The following is a 15,073-nucleotide window of genomic DNA, read 5'->3' as shown; positions in this document are numbered from 1 at the left end:
GGCGGTCATCGGCGGAATCGGTACCGCCCGTACGCGCCGTGGGGCGCCTCAACGACCGCCGTATGCGGGTCGACATGCGGGTCGACATGCGGGTCGACATGCGGGTCGGCTTATGAGATTCCGTGAGCGCCGACGGCGCGGCGGCGACCAGGGTCCCGCCGGCGACGGTCAGCAGGAGGCCGTGGTGAGGCGGCCTTGACATGGGCGCGCAGAAGTTGGGGGACGCGGAGTAATTCGGCATGCCCTCAGACTCGTCGCGCCCTGCCGTGGGCGTCCAACACCTGATCAGCGGCCATTCACGCAATTGGGTTGTGAATCTCGGCCGGTCGGCGAGGATGGGCCTGTGCGTCATGACACCGACCCCCGGCTCCTGCGGGCCTTCGTCGCCGTAGCGGAGGAACTGCACTTCACGCGCGCCGCCGCGCGCTTGTTCGTCGCGCAGCAGGCGCTCAGCCGCGACATCCGGCGCCTGGAGCGTGAGTGGGGCAGGCCGCTGTTCCGGCGGGACACCAGGCATGTCGCGCTCACCGCCGAGGGGCAGCGCCTGCTGCCGGCCGTCCGACGGGTCCTGGCCGCTCACGCGGAGTTGGGCGAGGACCTTCACGCGGCGCCCGGCGCCGGGAGCGAGCGGCCACTGGTGGTCGATGTCGCCGTCCACGCCGCCACCGGTCCCCGGGTACTGGAAGCGGCCCGAGTGGCCGCCCCCGGCGTGGAGTTCGTCCTGCGGTTCCACAGCGGCCTCGCGCGGGCCGTGACGGAGATCGCGGACGGCCGGCTCGATGTCTCCTTCGGGCGGGTCGCCGGGCTGCCGCCCGCCGTTCGCGCCGGTCTGGAACACCGGCTGATCCGCTACGACCGGCTTGCGGTGCTGCTGCCGCCCGATCACCGACTGGCGGCCCTGCCCGAGGTGCCGCTGGCCGCGCTGTCCGGCGAGACGCTGTACGCGGCGGCGGGCAACGAGGACACCACCGAGTGGACGGACTACGCGCGGGCCCTGTTCGCGGGGCGCGGTATCGAGTTGGCCCCGCCGTTTCCCAAGCTCGAGGGCGATATGGAGTTCGTCCGGGTGGTGCGCAAGAAGGGCTGGTCGGTGCTGGCCAACGTGGAGTTCGCGGATGTGCCGGAGATGGCACTGCGCCCGTTGGCCGATCCGGTGCCGCTGGCCCCCGTATCCATGGTCTGGCGCCGCGGCCTGCGGCACCCCGGGCTACGGGCCCTGGCGGACGCGGCCCGGGCCATCGGAGCCGCCGAGCACTGGCTCGAGCGCCCGCCCGACTCCTGGCTGCCCGAGGCCGATCTGCGTACGACGTCCGACACCGGCGACATCCCTCGCTGACCTGCTAGGTCCTGTCCGGGCCGTCCTGACCCTCCGGACCGCTGCCGAAGACGTCACCGAAGGCCGCCGCCAGCGCCTGCGCGATCAGGTCGGGCAGTTCGGCGCGTCCGTCGTCCTCGGCCCAGCGCATCACCCCCATGTGCATCGCGGCCAGACAGGCACTCGCCGCCGCCTGGACGCGGAACACGGCTTCGCGATCCGTGGCCGGATCGTCGTCCTCGAGAGCGTCGACGATCGCCTGCTGGAGGGCGTACTGGCTGTCGAGGTGCTTGGCCCGCAAGGCGGGCGTCGAGATCATGAGCCGGAGCCGGGCGAGCAGGAATTGCTTCTCCGCCTCCGGGTTGCCCCCCTCACCGCCACCGGTCAACGCCGTGGCCGACTCGATGAGAGCGCGGCCGATCCGGCGGACCAAGGGCCGCTCGGCGTACGACGCGACGATCCGCTCCGCGACGATCCTGCCGTTCTGGTCGAAGAGGACCAGATCCTCCTTCGTGGGGAAGTGCCGGTAGACGGTCATGGGCGAGACGCCCGCGGTCTTGGCGACGTCGGTGACGGTCGTGGCGTCGTATCCGCGCTCGGTGAACAGCCGTACCGCGTGCGCCTGAATCACGCGCTGCGTCTCGGTTCGTCGTAGCGCCCGCAAGGTTGAGTGCTGATCGGTCACATGGTAGACACTACCTCAGTGGTAGTAACTACCAGACTGGTAGTAGCTACCGGATTGGGGTGGTGGACATGAGTGATCCGACCGGCAGGACAGCTCTGGTGACGGGGGCGTCGCGCGGTATCGGGCAGGCGATCGCGTCGAAGCTGGCGGCGCGGGGGGTGACGGTCGCCGTGCATTTCGGCACGGACAAGGACGGTGCGACGGCGACGGTGGACGAGATCGAACGCGCGGGTGGAACCGCGTTCGCGGTCGGTGCCGTGCTGGGCGTGGACGACGACGTCGAGACGCTTTTCGCGGGAGTCGAGGCCCAACTGGCCGGGCGCCCGCTCGACATCCTCGTGAACAACGCGGCGGCCACGCCCGCCGGCCCGCTCGGAGTCACGACGCGGGCGCAGTTCGACCACCTCTTCGCGGTGAACGTGCGAGCGCCGTACTTCATCATCCAGCGGGCACTGCCCCTGATGCGCGACGGCGGCCGTATCGTCACGGTCTCGTCCGTGGCGACGCGGATGGCCAACCCCACCCAGACGTCCTTCGCCATGACGAAGGGCGCGGTCGAGACGATGAGCCTGACGCTGGCCAACGAGCTGGGAGCGCGCGGAATCACGGTGAACGCGGTCGCTCCGGGCGCCACCCGCACGGCGACCAACGGCTCGTCCTTCGAAGCGCCCGGCCTCGCCGAGTTCATCGCCGGTACGACGGCGCTCGACCGGCTGGGCGGGCCCGACGACGTCGCCGACGTGGTCGCGTTCCTCGCCTCCGACGCCGCACGCTGGATCACCGGCCAGGTCATCGACACGAGCGGCGGCCTGTTCCTCGGCCCGCGCGTCTGATCCGCCACGCCGAACCTCCTGGCGCGACTCGCAGCCCCGCCGACCGAGCCCGCCGGCCCGGTCCGGCCACGCAGAACGCCCGACCGGGCTCCGATCACGCCAAGTCTGAGGTCACCGCTTCTGCTCTCCAGGTGTGATGAACGGGCCGGTCGCGGGGGCCACGCATTTGTCGATGACGGTCTCCTCGCCGGCCGCTGAGCCCTCCAGACAGAGCCGTCCACCCTTGTCACGTAGATCGAGGAAGAACCGCGTGGCCGCACCGGACTGCTTGAGGTCGTGGATGCGATCGTCGATATAGCCGAGGCCGTGCAGGATCGTCCTGACCTTGGTGGGGGTGGGATCCGCCAGATCCCAGAGCGCTCGGGCGATGCGCTCTTCATGGCGGGCACTCGCGCACCAGTCGCGAGTGTTCAACTCCACTTCCGGCCCGGTCGTCGGGGCGATGGGCTCGGTGTCCGGCGGTATCTCCACCGAACCGGGCGGCAGCGTCTCCACCGGACCGCTCGGCGGAGCCTTTGGCAGCGCGGGCGCAGGGCACGACTGCGCGGCCTCGTCCAGCATCGCCCCGAAGGCCGCGTCGGGTCGGCCTCCGACGGCGCCTGCGGGCTCGGCTCGCTCTCCGCCGGTGCTCGCCTTCTCGGTGCCGCACGCGCCAAGCGCCAGTACGGCAAGGATTGTTGTGGCCAGAGCGAGCTGAGGGTGGCGCGAGGAGCGGGCGAACGTGCCGGTCGAGGCAGGGATTCGTCTCATAGGCACAGTCTTCGACCAAGCCACTCCCCGAACGTGAGTACGCGCACTCACGCGGGTAGGGGGACTCGCTCAGACTGCGGTGAGAACGCTCAACCTGCGCTGCGACAGGTCAGCCGATACGGCGGAGGGAGACGTGCGTCACGCACAGTCCTGTCACATCGTGCCGATTGGACGCGTCAAGGAGGTGCAAGCAACTACAACGACGAAGGAGCCATCATGAATGTTCGTCTGAATCTCTTCGGCCAGGAGAGCGCGGCGAAGGTCCTGAATTCGCTCATCACGGCGGGCAAGGCGGTCTCGGCCTCCCCACTGCCGTCCGTGACGCAGGAGCTGGTGGGAATCCGGGCCAGTCAGATCAACGGCTGCGGTCGCTGCATCGACATCCACACCAAGGACGCCACGGCGGCGGGGGAGACGGCGCTGCGCCTCCACATGGTCGCGGTCTGGCGGGAGGCGACCGTTTTCACCGATGCCGAGCGCGCGGCGCTGGAGTTGACGGAGCAGGGGACCCGTATCACCGACGCGGCCGGTGGTGTTCCGGACGAGGTGTGGGCCAACGCGGCGAAGTACTACGACGAGGAACAACTGGCCGCGCTGGTATCGCTCATCGCGCTCATCAACGCCTTCAACCGGATGAACGTCATCATCCAGCAGCCCGCAGGCGACTACCGGCCGGGCCAGTTCGCCTGAGTGCAGACGGCAACCGGCCCCGTCCGGCTGCCCCGTGGCCATCGAAGTCAGGCCAACTCCCGCTCGGCGAAAGCGCGGAACGTGACCGGAGGGCGGCCGGTCAGTCGGTGGACGGTGTCGGTCGTGCGGTCCTCTGACCCCTCGGCGATCGCGCGGTCCATGCCGGCGAGCATCGCCGCGAACTCGGCGGGCACGGCCGGGGCCAGGCGGTCGCGCATCTGCTCGTACGTCAGCCGTCGATGGGTCACGGTCCGGCCCATGACCTCGGCGAGGACGGCGGCGACGTCGCCGTAACTCAGCGCCTGTGGCCCCGTGATGACCAGATCGGTGTTCGGGGCCCGGTCGTCGGTCAGCGCGCGGACGGCGACGGCGGCGATGTCGTCCGCGTCGACAAACCCCACGCGGCCCTCACCGGTGGCCGTCAGGACCGTCCCGTCCGCCCGGATGCTCCGGGCGTGCGGGTGGTCGCCGGTGAAGTTCTGCATGAACCACGAGGGCCGCAGCACAGCCCACTCGTCGAACAGGCCGGGCAGCGCCTCGTGGATCTGTCCCGTGGCCGGGCCGCCGGCGGGGATCGCCGATGAGCTGAGCAGGACCACGCGGCGCACACCGGCCGCACGGGCCTGCTCGAGGAAGGGCAGCACGACGGCGGCCGGCTCGAAGGAGCCGATCGGCGGTATGAGATAGACGCGGTCCGCGCCGCGCAGGGCCTCGTGGAACGTCGCGGGGTCGTCCCAGTCGAAACGAACGGCCCGCGCGCCGGCCACGGCGGTGGCCACGGCGGTGGCTACGGCGGTGGCGCGGCGGCCGGCGGCCATGACGCGGTGCCCGCCCGCGGCGAGTTGGGCGGCGACGCGGCTGCCGGTGGTACCCGTGGCCCCGATGACCAGGGTGTGGCGGTACGGGTCCGCCAGGGCCGTGTCCACGCGCGTGGCCGTGCCGGTGTTCATGGCCATGAGTGCTCCGTCCAGTACGATACGGACCGAGAGTCCGCTTCTTGCTGAACGATACGGACCCAAGGTCCGTTTTTCAACTGGAGAGACCCCATGACCGAGCGCAAGCCCCGCAAGGACGCCGCCCGCAACCGGGCCGCCGTCCTCGCCGCGGCCGACGACCTCTTCACGCGCGGCGCGAGTGCCGAGTCCGTCACCATGGCCGACATCGCGGCAGCGGCCGGCGTCGGCAAGGCGACTCTCTTTCGCGCCTTCGGCGACCGAACCGGCCTGATCCTGGCGCTCTATCAGGCGCGGCTCGACCCGGTCAGGGAGGCCGTCGAAGCGGGCCCGCCGCCCCTCGGGCCCGCCACCCCACCGCTCCGGCGCGTACCGGCGCTGCTCGACGCCGTCCTCTGCTTCAAGCTCGACAACCGCCACCTCGCCCTGGCGCTGGAGGGTGCGGGCGGCGACAGCCCGTACCAGGCTGAGCACTATCAGCGGTGGCACGGCACACTCCAGGCCGCGCTGGAACGGATCCCCAATCTCGCCGACAGCGGCTTCACCGCCCACGCGCTGCTCGCCGCCACCCGCGCCGACCTCGTCGAACATCTCGCCGGACGGGAGGGCGTGCCCCGTGAGCGGATGAGGGCGGACCTCGCGGCCTTCACCGCCCGAGTCCTGGGGAGCCGCGAGGTCGCCTGAGCCGGTCGAAGCTCCCGAACTGCCCGAGTCGATCGGGGCGGCGGCGGAGCGAACTTGTTCGTAACGAACATGTTCGTTACGCTTACGAGTATGACACCTCGACCCGCCCCCAGGAGCCGCCGGGAGCGTCCGGCCAAGCCCGCCCTCAGCCAGGAGGCCATCGTCGCGGCAGCCGTGCGGATCATGCGGTCGGAGGGCCTTCCTCGCGTCACCATGCGGCGCCTCGCGAAGGAACTGGACACCGGGCCGGCGTCCCTCTACGTCTACGTCGCCAACACGGCCGAACTGCACGCCGCGATCCTGGAGGAATTCCTGGGCGCCGTGGACCTGAACCCCGCGACGGCGCGGGGGGATTGGCGCGACCGGCTCGCCTCGGTCCTCATCTCCTACACACGCGTGCTGTTCGAGCACCCGACTCTCGCGCACTCCGCACTGGTGGCCCGCCCCACCGGCGCCAACTACCTGGCGCTGGTGGAGGCGATCCTCGCCCTGCTGCACGAGGGTGACGTCCCCGGCGACCAAGCCGCGTGGGGCGTGGATGTGCTGCTCCAGGTGGCCACCGCCACCGCCGCCGAGCAGTCCACCCATGCCGAGGACGCCTCCGCGCGAGACGCACACAACGCGCTCGCCCGGACCTTGCGCCAGGTGTCGGCCGACACCCATCCCCGTATCGCCGCGCTCGGCGCCGAGTTGACGTCCGGCACTCCGCGACAACGCCTGCGGTGGATGTTCCACACGGTCGTCAACGGCACGCTCACCACGCCCCGCGAACGCCCCTGACCTCACGCATTCATACCTCCACGAACTCCACGAACTCCGGGATCTTCGGGATCTCCGGGAAGGAACAGCGCCATGACCACCGCCACCCACCACCCCATCGCCATCATCGGCGGCGGCCTCGGCGGGCTGACGCTCGCCCGCGTCCTGCACGTCCACGGCCTCGCCGCCGCCGTCTTCGACCTGGAGGTCTCCCCGGAAGCGCGGACACAGGGCGGCATGCTCGACATCCACGAGGAGACCGGTCAGGCCGCTCTCCGTGAAGCGCGTCTGTACGAGGAGTTCCTGGCCAAGGTTCACCCCGGCGGCGAGGCGATGCGCGTTCTCGACAAGCGTGCGCGCGTCCTGCGCGACGCGGCCGACGACGGTACGGGAGCGCGCCCCGAGATCGACCGGGGCGACCTGCGCGACCTGCTGCTCTCCTCCCTGCCCGAGGGCACCGTGCGCTGGAACACCAAAGCGGTCTCCTGCCGTGCGCTGGGCGACGGCAGGCACGAGGTCACGCTCGCCGACGGCGGGGTGTTCACCACGGACCTGCTGGTCGGCGCCGACGGCGCGTGGTCCCGGGTCCGTCCGCTGGTGTCCGCGACGACTCCCGCGTACACCGGCATCTCCTTCGTCGAACTCGACCTGTTCGACGCGGACACGCGCCACCCCGAGGCCGCGAAGCTGATCGGCGACGGCATGTTCTTCGCGCTCGGCGACGAGAAGGGCTTCCTCGCCCACCGTGAGACGGACGGCAGTCTGCACGTCTACGTGGCGCTGCGCGCGGACGAGACATGGCTGAGCACCATCGACTTCACCGGTGCCGGCACCGGTGCCGGCACCGGTACCGGCACCGGCACCGATCCTGACACTGCCAAAGCGGCGTTGCTGACGCACTTCGAAGGCTGGGCGCCGCCCTTGCGCGCCCTCATCGCCGACGCCGACGGCCCGCTCGTGCCCCGGCACATCCACGCCCTGCCCATCGGCCACCACTGGCCCCGGGTGCCCGGCACCACACTCCTCGGCGACGCGGCCCACCTGATGTCCCCCTTCGCCGGGGAAGGCGCCAATCTCGCCCTGATCGACGGCGCGGACCTCGGCCGGTGTCTGGCCGAGCGTCCCGGCGACACCGAGGCGGCGCTCGCGGCGTACGAGAAGATCCTCTTCCCCCGCTCCGAACTCACGGCCCAGGATTCCGCCGAGGGTCTGAAGACCATCTTCGACCCGAGCGCGCCGCAGTCACTTGTCGACATGTTCGCCCAGTTCGACACCGACCGGCACTGAGCACGAAGGCGTCAGGACCGGTCGCGTCCGAGGAGCTGTGCCATGGCGGCGGCGTCCTCGCTGAACGCGTCGCGCCGCTGGTGGGAGCCGCATCCGCGCACCAGACGGGCGTAGTCGGCCGCGGCGCGTGTGACACGTTCGCCCAGGGCCGCCTCGTTCGACCGCGAGCCGAAGTCGTCCGTGGCGGCGTAGACGCCGCGCGACGACACGATGGCGTGCAGATACGAGAACATCGGCCGCAGCGCGTGTTCGAGGACGAGGGAGTGCCGTTCGGTGCCGCCGGTGGCGCCCATGAGCACCGGCATGTCCGACAGGGTCTCCTCGGGGAGGACGTCGAAGAAGGACTTGAACAGTCCACTGGACGAGGCGTTGAACGCGGGCGTGACCGCGATGACCCCATCGGCGTCCGCGACCTTGCCGAACGCCTCCTCCAGCGGCGTGGAAGGGAATCCGCTGAACATCGCGTCGATGATCGCGTGCCCCAGGGGGCGGAGTTCGACGAACGAGGACTCGACGGTGACGCCGGCGGCGGCGAGTTCCGTGCGTACCGCCGCTTCGAGGCGGTTGGCGAGCATGCGCGTCGAGGAAGGCTCCCGCAACCCGCCGGAGATGATCGTGAGTTTGGTCGTCACGGCGTCCAACTCCCCACTCCTGTCGGTCACGGCTTCGCCGTCTTCGCGTCGTCGCGTTCCCGCAGGAGCGACTGATGGGTGGGCGCCGCCGGGGCGTCGGCGGACCTGCCGATGGCGAACTCCTTACGGAGGACGGGCACCACCTCTTCGCCCAGGAGGTCGAGCTGTTCCAGCACCGTCTTGAGCGGCAGCCCCGCGTGGTCGACGAGGAACAACTGCCGCTGGTAGTCGCCCGCGTACTCACGGAAGCTCAACGTCTTGTCGATCACTTTCCGCGGCGAGCCGACCGTCAGCGGCGTGAGCGAGCTGAACTCCTCCAGGGACGGCCCGTGCCCGTACACCGGCGCGTTGTCGAAGTACGGCCGGAACTCGCGTACCGCGTCCTGGCTGTTGGGACGCATGAACACCTGTCCGCCCAGACCGACGACGGCGGTCTCCGGCGCGCCGTGCCCGTAGTGCGCGAAGCGCTGCCGGTACGTCTCCACCATCTTCCGGGTGTGTGACGAGGGCCAGAAGATGTGGTTGGCGAAGAAGCCGTCTCCGTAGAAGGCGGCCAGTTCCGCGACCTCGGGTGTACGGATGGAACCGTGCCAGACGAACGGCGGGATGCCGTCCAGCGGGCGGGGCGCGAGGGTGAAGCCCTGGAGGGGGGTGCGCAGTTTGCCCTCCCAGTCGACCACTTCCTCCCGCCACAGACGGCGCAGCAGGTCGTAGTGCTCGACGGTCAGGGGGATGGCCTGACGGATGTCCTGGCCGAACCACGGATACACCGGACCGGTGTTGCCACGTCCCAGCATCAGGTCGGTCCGGCCGCCGGACAGGTGCTGTAGGACGCTGAAGTCCTCGGCGATCTTGACGGGATCGTTGGTCGTGATCAGCGTGGTCGACGTCGACAGGATGATCCGCTCGGTGCGCGCGGCGATGTAGCCGAGCAGGGTCGTGGGGGAGGACGGTACGAAGGGCGGGTTGTGGTGCTCGCCGGTGGCGAAGACGTCGAGGCCGACCTCCTCCGCCTTCCGCGCGATGGCCACGGTGGCCTGGATCCGTTCCGCCTCGCTAGGGGCGCGACCGGTGGTCGGGTCGGGGGTCACGTCACCCACGGTGAAGATTCCGAACTGCATCCCGGTCATCTCACTGACACCTCCCTGCTCGCGCGGGGCGCCGCCTTGAGTCAGGTGCGGGTGCCCTCGCCAGGCGACCGTGGCACGCGACATCGTCCCCACGGCGTTACAAACCACCTCATTTCTACCCTGCCGAGTTCGCGCTGAATCCGGACGTCTCCCGGCGCGCTCTCCGCCCTGACCTGGCGGACTACGGGACGTCCGTGCCGACAGGGGCGTTGACGGCGGTGACACGCAGGAAGTCGAGCTTCCGCGCGGCCGGGGTTCCGGCGGGTGTCGTGTACGCGACGATCTTGAGGTCCGCCCCGGGGACGGTGAGTACGTCGCAGTCGAGCGTGATGTCCCCGACCAGGGGGTGGGTGATCGTCTTGTGGTCGTGAAGGTGCGATCCCACGGCTCCCTGGGACCACAACTGGGCGAAACGAGGGCTGTGCGTCTTGCATTCGCGTACGAGCCGGCGCAGACCGGGGTCGTCGGGGTGGGTGGCTCGGGCGGTACGCAGGTCGGCGGCGAGGGCCGCCTCCACAGCGCCCCGGCCGCGTTCTGAGCGCACCGGCCAGTGCCCGGGGACGGCCGGGGGCAGGAACGTGTCCAGCACCAGATTGCGCCGGCTCTCCGGGATCCGGGCGGGGTCACCCAGCAGCGCCGACCACAGCGGCGTCCACGTCAGCAGCGCCCAGTCCGCCCCGAAGACGGCCAGCGGCTGATCCCCGAGTCCGGCGAGCAGACGCTGGACGCCCGGCGGGATGTGCGACGAGACGCGTCCGGGCACGGGCGGCGGCAGATGCGCCAGTTGGTAGAGGTGATCGCGTTCGGGCGTCTCCAGATGCAGGGAGCGGGCCAGCGCCGCCACGACCTGCTCGGACGGCCGGGTGGCGCGGCCCTGCTCCAGGCGCACGTCGCGAAGTTCAACTCCTTCAGCCCGATGAACCGTCTCGGCCGGCCGCTGGAGATCGCCACCGCCGCCGCCTGGCTCCTGTCCGACCAGGCGAGCTTCGTCACCGGCGCCACCCTGCCGGTCGACGGCGGATTCCTGCCCGCCTGACAGGTACGACGGACAAGCGTTCGTTACGGGGTGCCCTGCCCCCGGCGGCGCAGGTGCGCCGAGAGGTGGTGTTGCAGCGGCTGTCCCACCGCCGCCAGATCGTGGACGAATGTGAGCGTGCCGTCCTCGGCCAGGGTGTAGCGCCGCCGGGTGGCGTCGACCTCCTTGGCGGTGGGCGTGCGGGCCACCTCATGGGTGGTGAGATCGACCGCGTCGCCGGCCGCCTGCCCCACCGCGATCTCCGCGATACCGGTGGGCTGGATGATCAGCGCCTCCACGCGGCCGTCGGGCTGCAACCGCCACCAGCCGCTCTCCCGCGCCGACGGGCGCAGCGGAGCGTCGTCGGCTTCGGCGTCGGGATCGAGCAGCCAGGCCCGGGTCTCGTAACGGAGAAAGGGGCGGCCGTCATGGCTGAAGGTGACCTCCTGCGCGTACGTGAAGTCCCCGGCGAGCGTGGGATACCCACCGCGTCCCCGGCCGTGCCAGCTCCCCAGAAGGCCGAGCACGGGCGTGAGCAGCGCGTGCGGTGCGGGGGCCTCGTCCGGGTGCTGGGCGTCGGGGTACGGGTGCTCCGGTACGGGGTCGAACACGGTTCGCGCTCCTGGGATAGAGGCCGGGTGCCGGTTGGAAGCGTAGTGCCGCCGCCGGCCCGCTCCTCCCTACATTCTATTTACGACGTTTTGCCGGGATGAGGAGGAAAATGGCAGGAGAGCGAGCTGATGGAGGCGACCTATGACCCGAACCCGCTACACCAAGGACCGCGGCCTGACCACGCGCATGGTGACCACCATGTTCCTGATCGGTCTGCTGTACGTGGTCCTGGTCGGTGTGCTCCTGGCCGTGCTGGGCAAGTTCTGGCCGGTGATCCTGATCTTCGTCGTGGGTCTTTTCGTCGCGCAGTTCTGGTTCAGCGACAAGATCGCGGCCTTCGGCATGGGCGCGCATCAGGTCACCCCCGAGCAGGCGCCCGAGCTGCACGGCACCGTCGACCGTATCTGCGCACTGGCCGATATGCCGAAACCCAAGGTGGCGATCTCGGACAGCGACATACCGAACGCCTTCGCCACCGGCAGGAGCGAACGCAGCGCCCTGGTCTGTGTCACCACCGGGCTGCTCCGCAGACTGGAACCGGAGGAACTGGAGGGCGTCCTCGCCCACGAGATGTCGCACGTCGCGCACCGCGATGTCGCCGTGATGACCATCGCGTCGTTCCTGGGTGTGCTGGCGGGCCTGCTGACCCGCTTCGCGCTGTACAGCGGACTGTCGAGGAGCGCCGGCAACTCCGGGCCCCTAGGTCTCGCGATCCTGGTGATTCCGCTGGTCAGCGCGGTGGTGTACGCGGTCGGCTTCCTGCTCACGCGACTGCTCTCCCGCTATCGGGAGCTGTCCGCGGACCGTACGGCGGCGTTGCTCACCGGACGGCCATCGGCACTCGCGTCGGCGCTGACGAAGGTGGACAGCCAGATGGCTCGGATCCCGACGCGGGACCTGCGGAAGGCGGAGCCGTACAACGCCTTCTACTTCGTACCCGCCTTCTCCTCCGGCGAGAGCCTGGGGCGGCTGCTCGCCTCCCACCCGCCGCTGGAGCAGCGGCTCGAACAGCTTGCCCGGATGTCCGCCGAGCTGGCCCGTCCGTAACCCCGCCCGTCGCACCCGCCCCACTGCCCCGTCCGATCGTCACCTTGAGGAGCTGGTCCTGTGGGCCTTCTCGACACCATCCTCGGCCGGAGCAAACCGGTCCGACCCGATCTCGACCAGCTTTTCGCCCTCCCGTCCGCCGCGCTCACCCTCCAGGCCGGGGCCGGCTACGCACCCACCGGCCTCGGCTCCGTCTGTTTCGCGGGGGTCGAGGGGGGTGGCTTCGCCCGGATCAGACAGGACGTCCAGGAACTGCTCGACGCGGACACCGGGCAGGACGGCCACCCCGTGGAGTTCAGCCAGGACTCGTACGGATACACCTGGCTGCTCGTACGGCGGGCGCCCGGCGACGCGGCCACGCTGGTCAACGATCTGCACGCGGTCAACACACTGCTCCAGGACGGCGGCTTCGGCCCGCAACTCCTGTGCTCCCTGATGAGTTTCCGCGACGTGGAGCAGCGGCCACTCGCCCTCGTCTATCTCTACAAGCGCGGCACCTTCTACCCCTTCGCGCCCCGGCCCGGCAGCGTCGAGAAGCGGGACAACCAGCGGGAGCTACAGGTCAGCGGAGTTCTGGGGGACGATCTGCGGATCGAGAGCGATCTGGCTCGCTGGTTTCCCGTCTGGGGTGCTCCAGGGCTGTGACCGGCCCCATGCCCGCCGCCCCGGTGTCCGGTGCCCCGGTGTCCTGGGCCGCGAAGTTCGGCGGCGTGGGCTCCGGCAGTGTGCGGAACAGCAGCCAGCTCAGGGCGGGCATCAGGATCAGTGGCATCAGGGCGGTACGCAGGGACGTCGCGTCCGCGAGGCGGCCGATGAGCGGACTCGCCAGGCCGCCGATACTGACGGTCAGCCCGAGGGTGATCCCGCCCGCGGTGCCCACGCGGGTGGGCAGATAGTCCTGCCCGAGCGTGACCTGAAGTGAGAAGGGGACATACAGGCCGGCGGAGGTCAGCGCCACGAACACAAACATCGCCGGACCGGGTACGAACACGACCCCCGCGACGGCGGGCCCGCTGACCAGGTACGACCAGCGGGCGACCGCGACCCGGCCCCAGCGGTCGGCCAGCCTGCCACCCAGCACGGAGCCCACCGCGCCGCCGAGATAGAGCACGAACAGCGCCGCCGTGCCCGCCGCCTCACTGCCGCCCGGACGCCGCTGGACGTAGAGCGCGAGGAACGTGCTCAGACCGACGAAGACGACGGACCGGCAGACCACGGCCAGCGACATCCTGACGAACGCGCCCTTGTCGTCGGCGCCCGCCGCCATCGCGGTGCCGGGGCCGCCTCGTACCGTCCTGTCCAGCGCGCGCAGGACGGGCAGACACAGCACGCTGCCGGCGAGGGCCGGCACCACGAGCAGCGGCGACAGACGCAGACCGCCGGTGGCCACGACCGCGGTGACCAGGAGCGGCGCGGTGGCGAAGCCGAGATTGCCGCCGAGGGAGAACCAGCCCATCGCGCTGTGGCTGCCCCCGCTGGCGAGCCGCGCGACGCGGGCGGACTCGGGATGGTACGCGGCGACCCCGACACCGGACACCGCCACGAACGCCAGCGTCAGCGCGTAGGAACCGCTCAGACCGCTCAGGGCGATGCCGACTCCGCCGAGAAGCGTGCCCACCGGCAGCAGCCAGGGCATCGCCCGCCGGTCGGTGAGCAGGCCGAACACCGGCTGAGCCACCGAGGACAGCAGCGAAGCGGCGAGCACGATGCCCGAGACCGCCGCGTAGCTGTAGGCGCGTTCGGCGACGAAGAACGGGACGAGCGAGGCGACGGCACCTTGGTAGACGTCCACGCAGGCGTGGCCGAGCGACAGCAGGAGGATCGATCTGTTTCGTGGCACCTCGTCATGGTCATCGCCGAGCGTCCTGTCGCGCTTCCGATAAACTGCCAGACAATGACGAAAATCCGCCACCAGCCGGTGGCGCCGACCCATACCCGGTGGCTCGCGCCCGGCGCCGCCATCGACGCCCATCGCCACGACGACCACCAGATCGTCTACGCGGGCCGGGGAGTGCTGGCCGTCACGACCGACGCCGGTACGTGGATCGCGCCGGGGACGCGCGCCATATGGGTACCGGCCGGCACCGCGCACGCCCACCAGGCGCACGGCGAACTCGAACTGCGCACGGTCGGCCTCCCCGCGAGCGACAACCCGCTCGGACTGGACGAGCCGACCGTGCTGAGCGTCAGCCCACTCCTGCGTGAACTGATCCTCGCCCACACGCACACCCCGCACGACGACAGTCCCGAACGCGCGCGGCTGCGGGCCGTGTTGCTCGACCAGTTGCGGGCCTCACCCCAGCGGCCCCTGCATCTGCCGACCCCGACGAGCCCTCAACTGAGGGCGGTGTGCGAGATCTTGCGTACGAATCCGGCCGACGGCCGCACCATGGCCGCGCTGGGCCGGGAAGCCGGCGCGAGCGACCGTACGCTCTCGCGTCTCTTCAAGGCCGATCTCGGCATGACCTTCCCGCAGTGGCGCACCCAACTGCGCCTCTACCACGCCCTGGTGCTGCTCGCCGAGAACACCCCGGTGACCACCGTGGCGCATCTGTGCGGCTGGTCGTCCGCCAGCGCGTTCATCGATGTCTTCCGCCGCGCCTTCGGACACACCCCCGGCGCCCATCAGCGATGACGGCCCGCCGGTCCGGGCGCCTGCCCGAAGGGCGAACCGGCCGCCG

Annotated in this window: 17 protein-coding genes and 1 pseudogene; 10 read left to right on the top strand and 8 right to left on the bottom strand. The window is 70.6% G+C overall.

What is annotated here, in order from left to right:
• Positions 1–343 precede the first annotated feature (343 nt).
• Complete coding sequence (locus OG329_RS02385; protein WP_405792307.1) at positions 344–1,336, top strand: LysR family transcriptional regulator; 993 nt, start codon at positions 344–346, stop codon at positions 1,334–1,336.
• Between the two features lie 4 nt (positions 1,337–1,340).
• On the opposite strand, the gene OG329_RS02380 is transcribed toward OG329_RS02385, so the two are convergent.
• Positions 1,341–2,000 (bottom strand): TetR/AcrR family transcriptional regulator, encoded by a 660-nt coding sequence (locus OG329_RS02380; RefSeq protein ID WP_405792305.1) that lies wholly within the window; start codon positions 1,998–2,000, stop codon positions 1,341–1,343.
• A 68-nt stretch (positions 2,001–2,068) separates the two neighbouring features.
• Here OG329_RS02380 and OG329_RS02375 point away from each other — a divergent pair, with 68 nt between their 5' ends.
• Entirely contained in the window at positions 2,069–2,833 is a 765-nt protein-coding gene (locus tag OG329_RS02375; protein WP_405792303.1) for an SDR family NAD(P)-dependent oxidoreductase, read from the top strand.
• Between the two features lie 111 nt (positions 2,834–2,944).
• Here the strand turns inward: OG329_RS02375 and OG329_RS02370 are convergent, their stop codons facing one another.
• Positions 2,945–3,583 (bottom strand): hypothetical protein, encoded by a 639-nt coding sequence (locus OG329_RS02370; protein WP_405792301.1) that lies wholly within the window; start codon positions 3,581–3,583, stop codon positions 2,945–2,947.
• Between the two features lie 216 nt (positions 3,584–3,799).
• Between OG329_RS02370 and OG329_RS02365 the strand changes: the two genes are divergently transcribed.
• Entirely contained in the window at positions 3,800–4,273 is a 474-nt protein-coding gene (locus OG329_RS02365; RefSeq protein ID WP_405792300.1) for a carboxymuconolactone decarboxylase family protein, read from the top strand.
• A gap of 47 nt (positions 4,274–4,320) precedes the next feature.
• Here OG329_RS02365 and OG329_RS02360 read toward each other — a convergent pair whose 3' ends face one another.
• Positions 4,321–5,223, bottom strand: a complete 903-nt coding sequence (locus OG329_RS02360; RefSeq protein ID WP_405801617.1) for an NmrA family NAD(P)-binding protein — start codon at positions 5,221–5,223, stop codon at positions 4,321–4,323.
• A gap of 96 nt (positions 5,224–5,319) precedes the next feature.
• Between OG329_RS02360 and OG329_RS02355 the strand changes: the two genes are divergently transcribed.
• From OG329_RS02355 to OG329_RS02345, 3 genes are all read left to right on the top strand, one after another.
• Positions 5,320–5,910: a TetR/AcrR family transcriptional regulator gene (locus OG329_RS02355; protein WP_405792299.1), complete on the top strand. Its 591-nt coding sequence runs from the start codon at positions 5,320–5,322 to the stop codon at positions 5,908–5,910.
• A gap of 90 nt (positions 5,911–6,000) precedes the next feature.
• On the top strand, positions 6,001–6,690 hold the full coding sequence (locus OG329_RS02350) for a TetR/AcrR family transcriptional regulator (RefSeq protein ID WP_405792297.1): 690 nt from the start codon (positions 6,001–6,003) through the stop codon (positions 6,688–6,690).
• Positions 6,691–6,762: 72 nt separating this feature from the next.
• Positions 6,763–7,956 (top strand): FAD-dependent oxidoreductase, encoded by a 1,194-nt coding sequence (locus tag OG329_RS02345; protein ID WP_405792295.1) that lies wholly within the window; start codon positions 6,763–6,765, stop codon positions 7,954–7,956.
• Positions 7,957–7,967: 11 nt separating this feature from the next.
• Here OG329_RS02345 and OG329_RS02340 read toward each other — a convergent pair whose 3' ends face one another.
• From OG329_RS02340 to OG329_RS02330, 3 genes are all read right to left on the bottom strand, one after another.
• The gene (locus OG329_RS02340; RefSeq protein WP_405792293.1) at positions 7,968–8,588 is read right to left on the bottom strand and encodes a CE1759 family FMN reductase; all 621 of its coding nucleotides are present in this window, start codon (positions 8,586–8,588) and stop codon (positions 7,968–7,970) included.
• Positions 8,589–8,614: 26 nt separating this feature from the next.
• Positions 8,615–9,709, bottom strand: a complete 1,095-nt coding sequence (locus OG329_RS02335) for an LLM class flavin-dependent oxidoreductase (protein ID WP_405801615.1) — start codon at positions 9,707–9,709, stop codon at positions 8,615–8,617.
• Between the two features lie 190 nt (positions 9,710–9,899).
• Positions 9,900–10,607 (bottom strand): helix-turn-helix transcriptional regulator, encoded by a 708-nt coding sequence (locus OG329_RS02330; protein WP_405792291.1) that lies wholly within the window; start codon positions 10,605–10,607, stop codon positions 9,900–9,902.
• Between the two features lie 30 nt (positions 10,608–10,637).
• Here OG329_RS02330 and OG329_RS02325 point away from each other — a divergent pair.
• Positions 10,638–10,754, top strand: a pseudogene (locus OG329_RS02325) (SDR family oxidoreductase); the annotation flags it as partial.
• A 23-nt stretch (positions 10,755–10,777) separates the two neighbouring features.
• Here OG329_RS02325 and OG329_RS02320 read toward each other — a convergent pair.
• Positions 10,778–11,344 (bottom strand): FABP family protein, encoded by a 567-nt coding sequence (locus OG329_RS02320; RefSeq protein ID WP_405792289.1) that lies wholly within the window; start codon positions 11,342–11,344, stop codon positions 10,778–10,780.
• A gap of 142 nt (positions 11,345–11,486) precedes the next feature.
• On the opposite strand from OG329_RS02320, the gene htpX reads away from it, so the two are divergent.
• Positions 11,487–12,392, top strand: a complete 906-nt coding sequence (gene htpX / locus OG329_RS02315) for a zinc metalloprotease HtpX (protein ID WP_405792287.1) — start codon at positions 11,487–11,489, stop codon at positions 12,390–12,392.
• Positions 12,393–12,452: 60 nt separating this feature from the next.
• Positions 12,453–13,037: a hypothetical protein gene (locus OG329_RS02310; protein ID WP_405792285.1), complete on the top strand. Its 585-nt coding sequence runs from the start codon at positions 12,453–12,455 to the stop codon at positions 13,035–13,037.
• Here OG329_RS02310 and OG329_RS02305 read toward each other — a convergent pair.
• Positions 12,955–14,232 (bottom strand): MFS transporter, encoded by a 1,278-nt coding sequence (locus OG329_RS02305; RefSeq protein ID WP_405792283.1) that lies wholly within the window; start codon positions 14,230–14,232, stop codon positions 12,955–12,957. The genes OG329_RS02310 and OG329_RS02305 overlap by 83 nt on opposite strands.
• Before the next feature lie 54 nt (positions 14,233–14,286).
• Between OG329_RS02305 and OG329_RS02300 the strand changes: the two genes are divergently transcribed.
• Entirely contained in the window at positions 14,287–15,027 is a 741-nt protein-coding gene (locus OG329_RS02300) for an AraC family transcriptional regulator (RefSeq protein ID WP_405792281.1), read from the top strand.
• The last annotated feature ends 46 nt before the right edge of the window (positions 15,028–15,073 follow it).

Source organism: Streptomyces sp. NBC_01506 (assembly GCF_045040295.1).
Taxonomy (GTDB): Bacteria; Actinomycetota; Actinomycetes; order Streptomycetales; family Streptomycetaceae; genus Streptomyces.
This window is presented reverse-complemented; position numbering and strand designations above follow the sequence as displayed.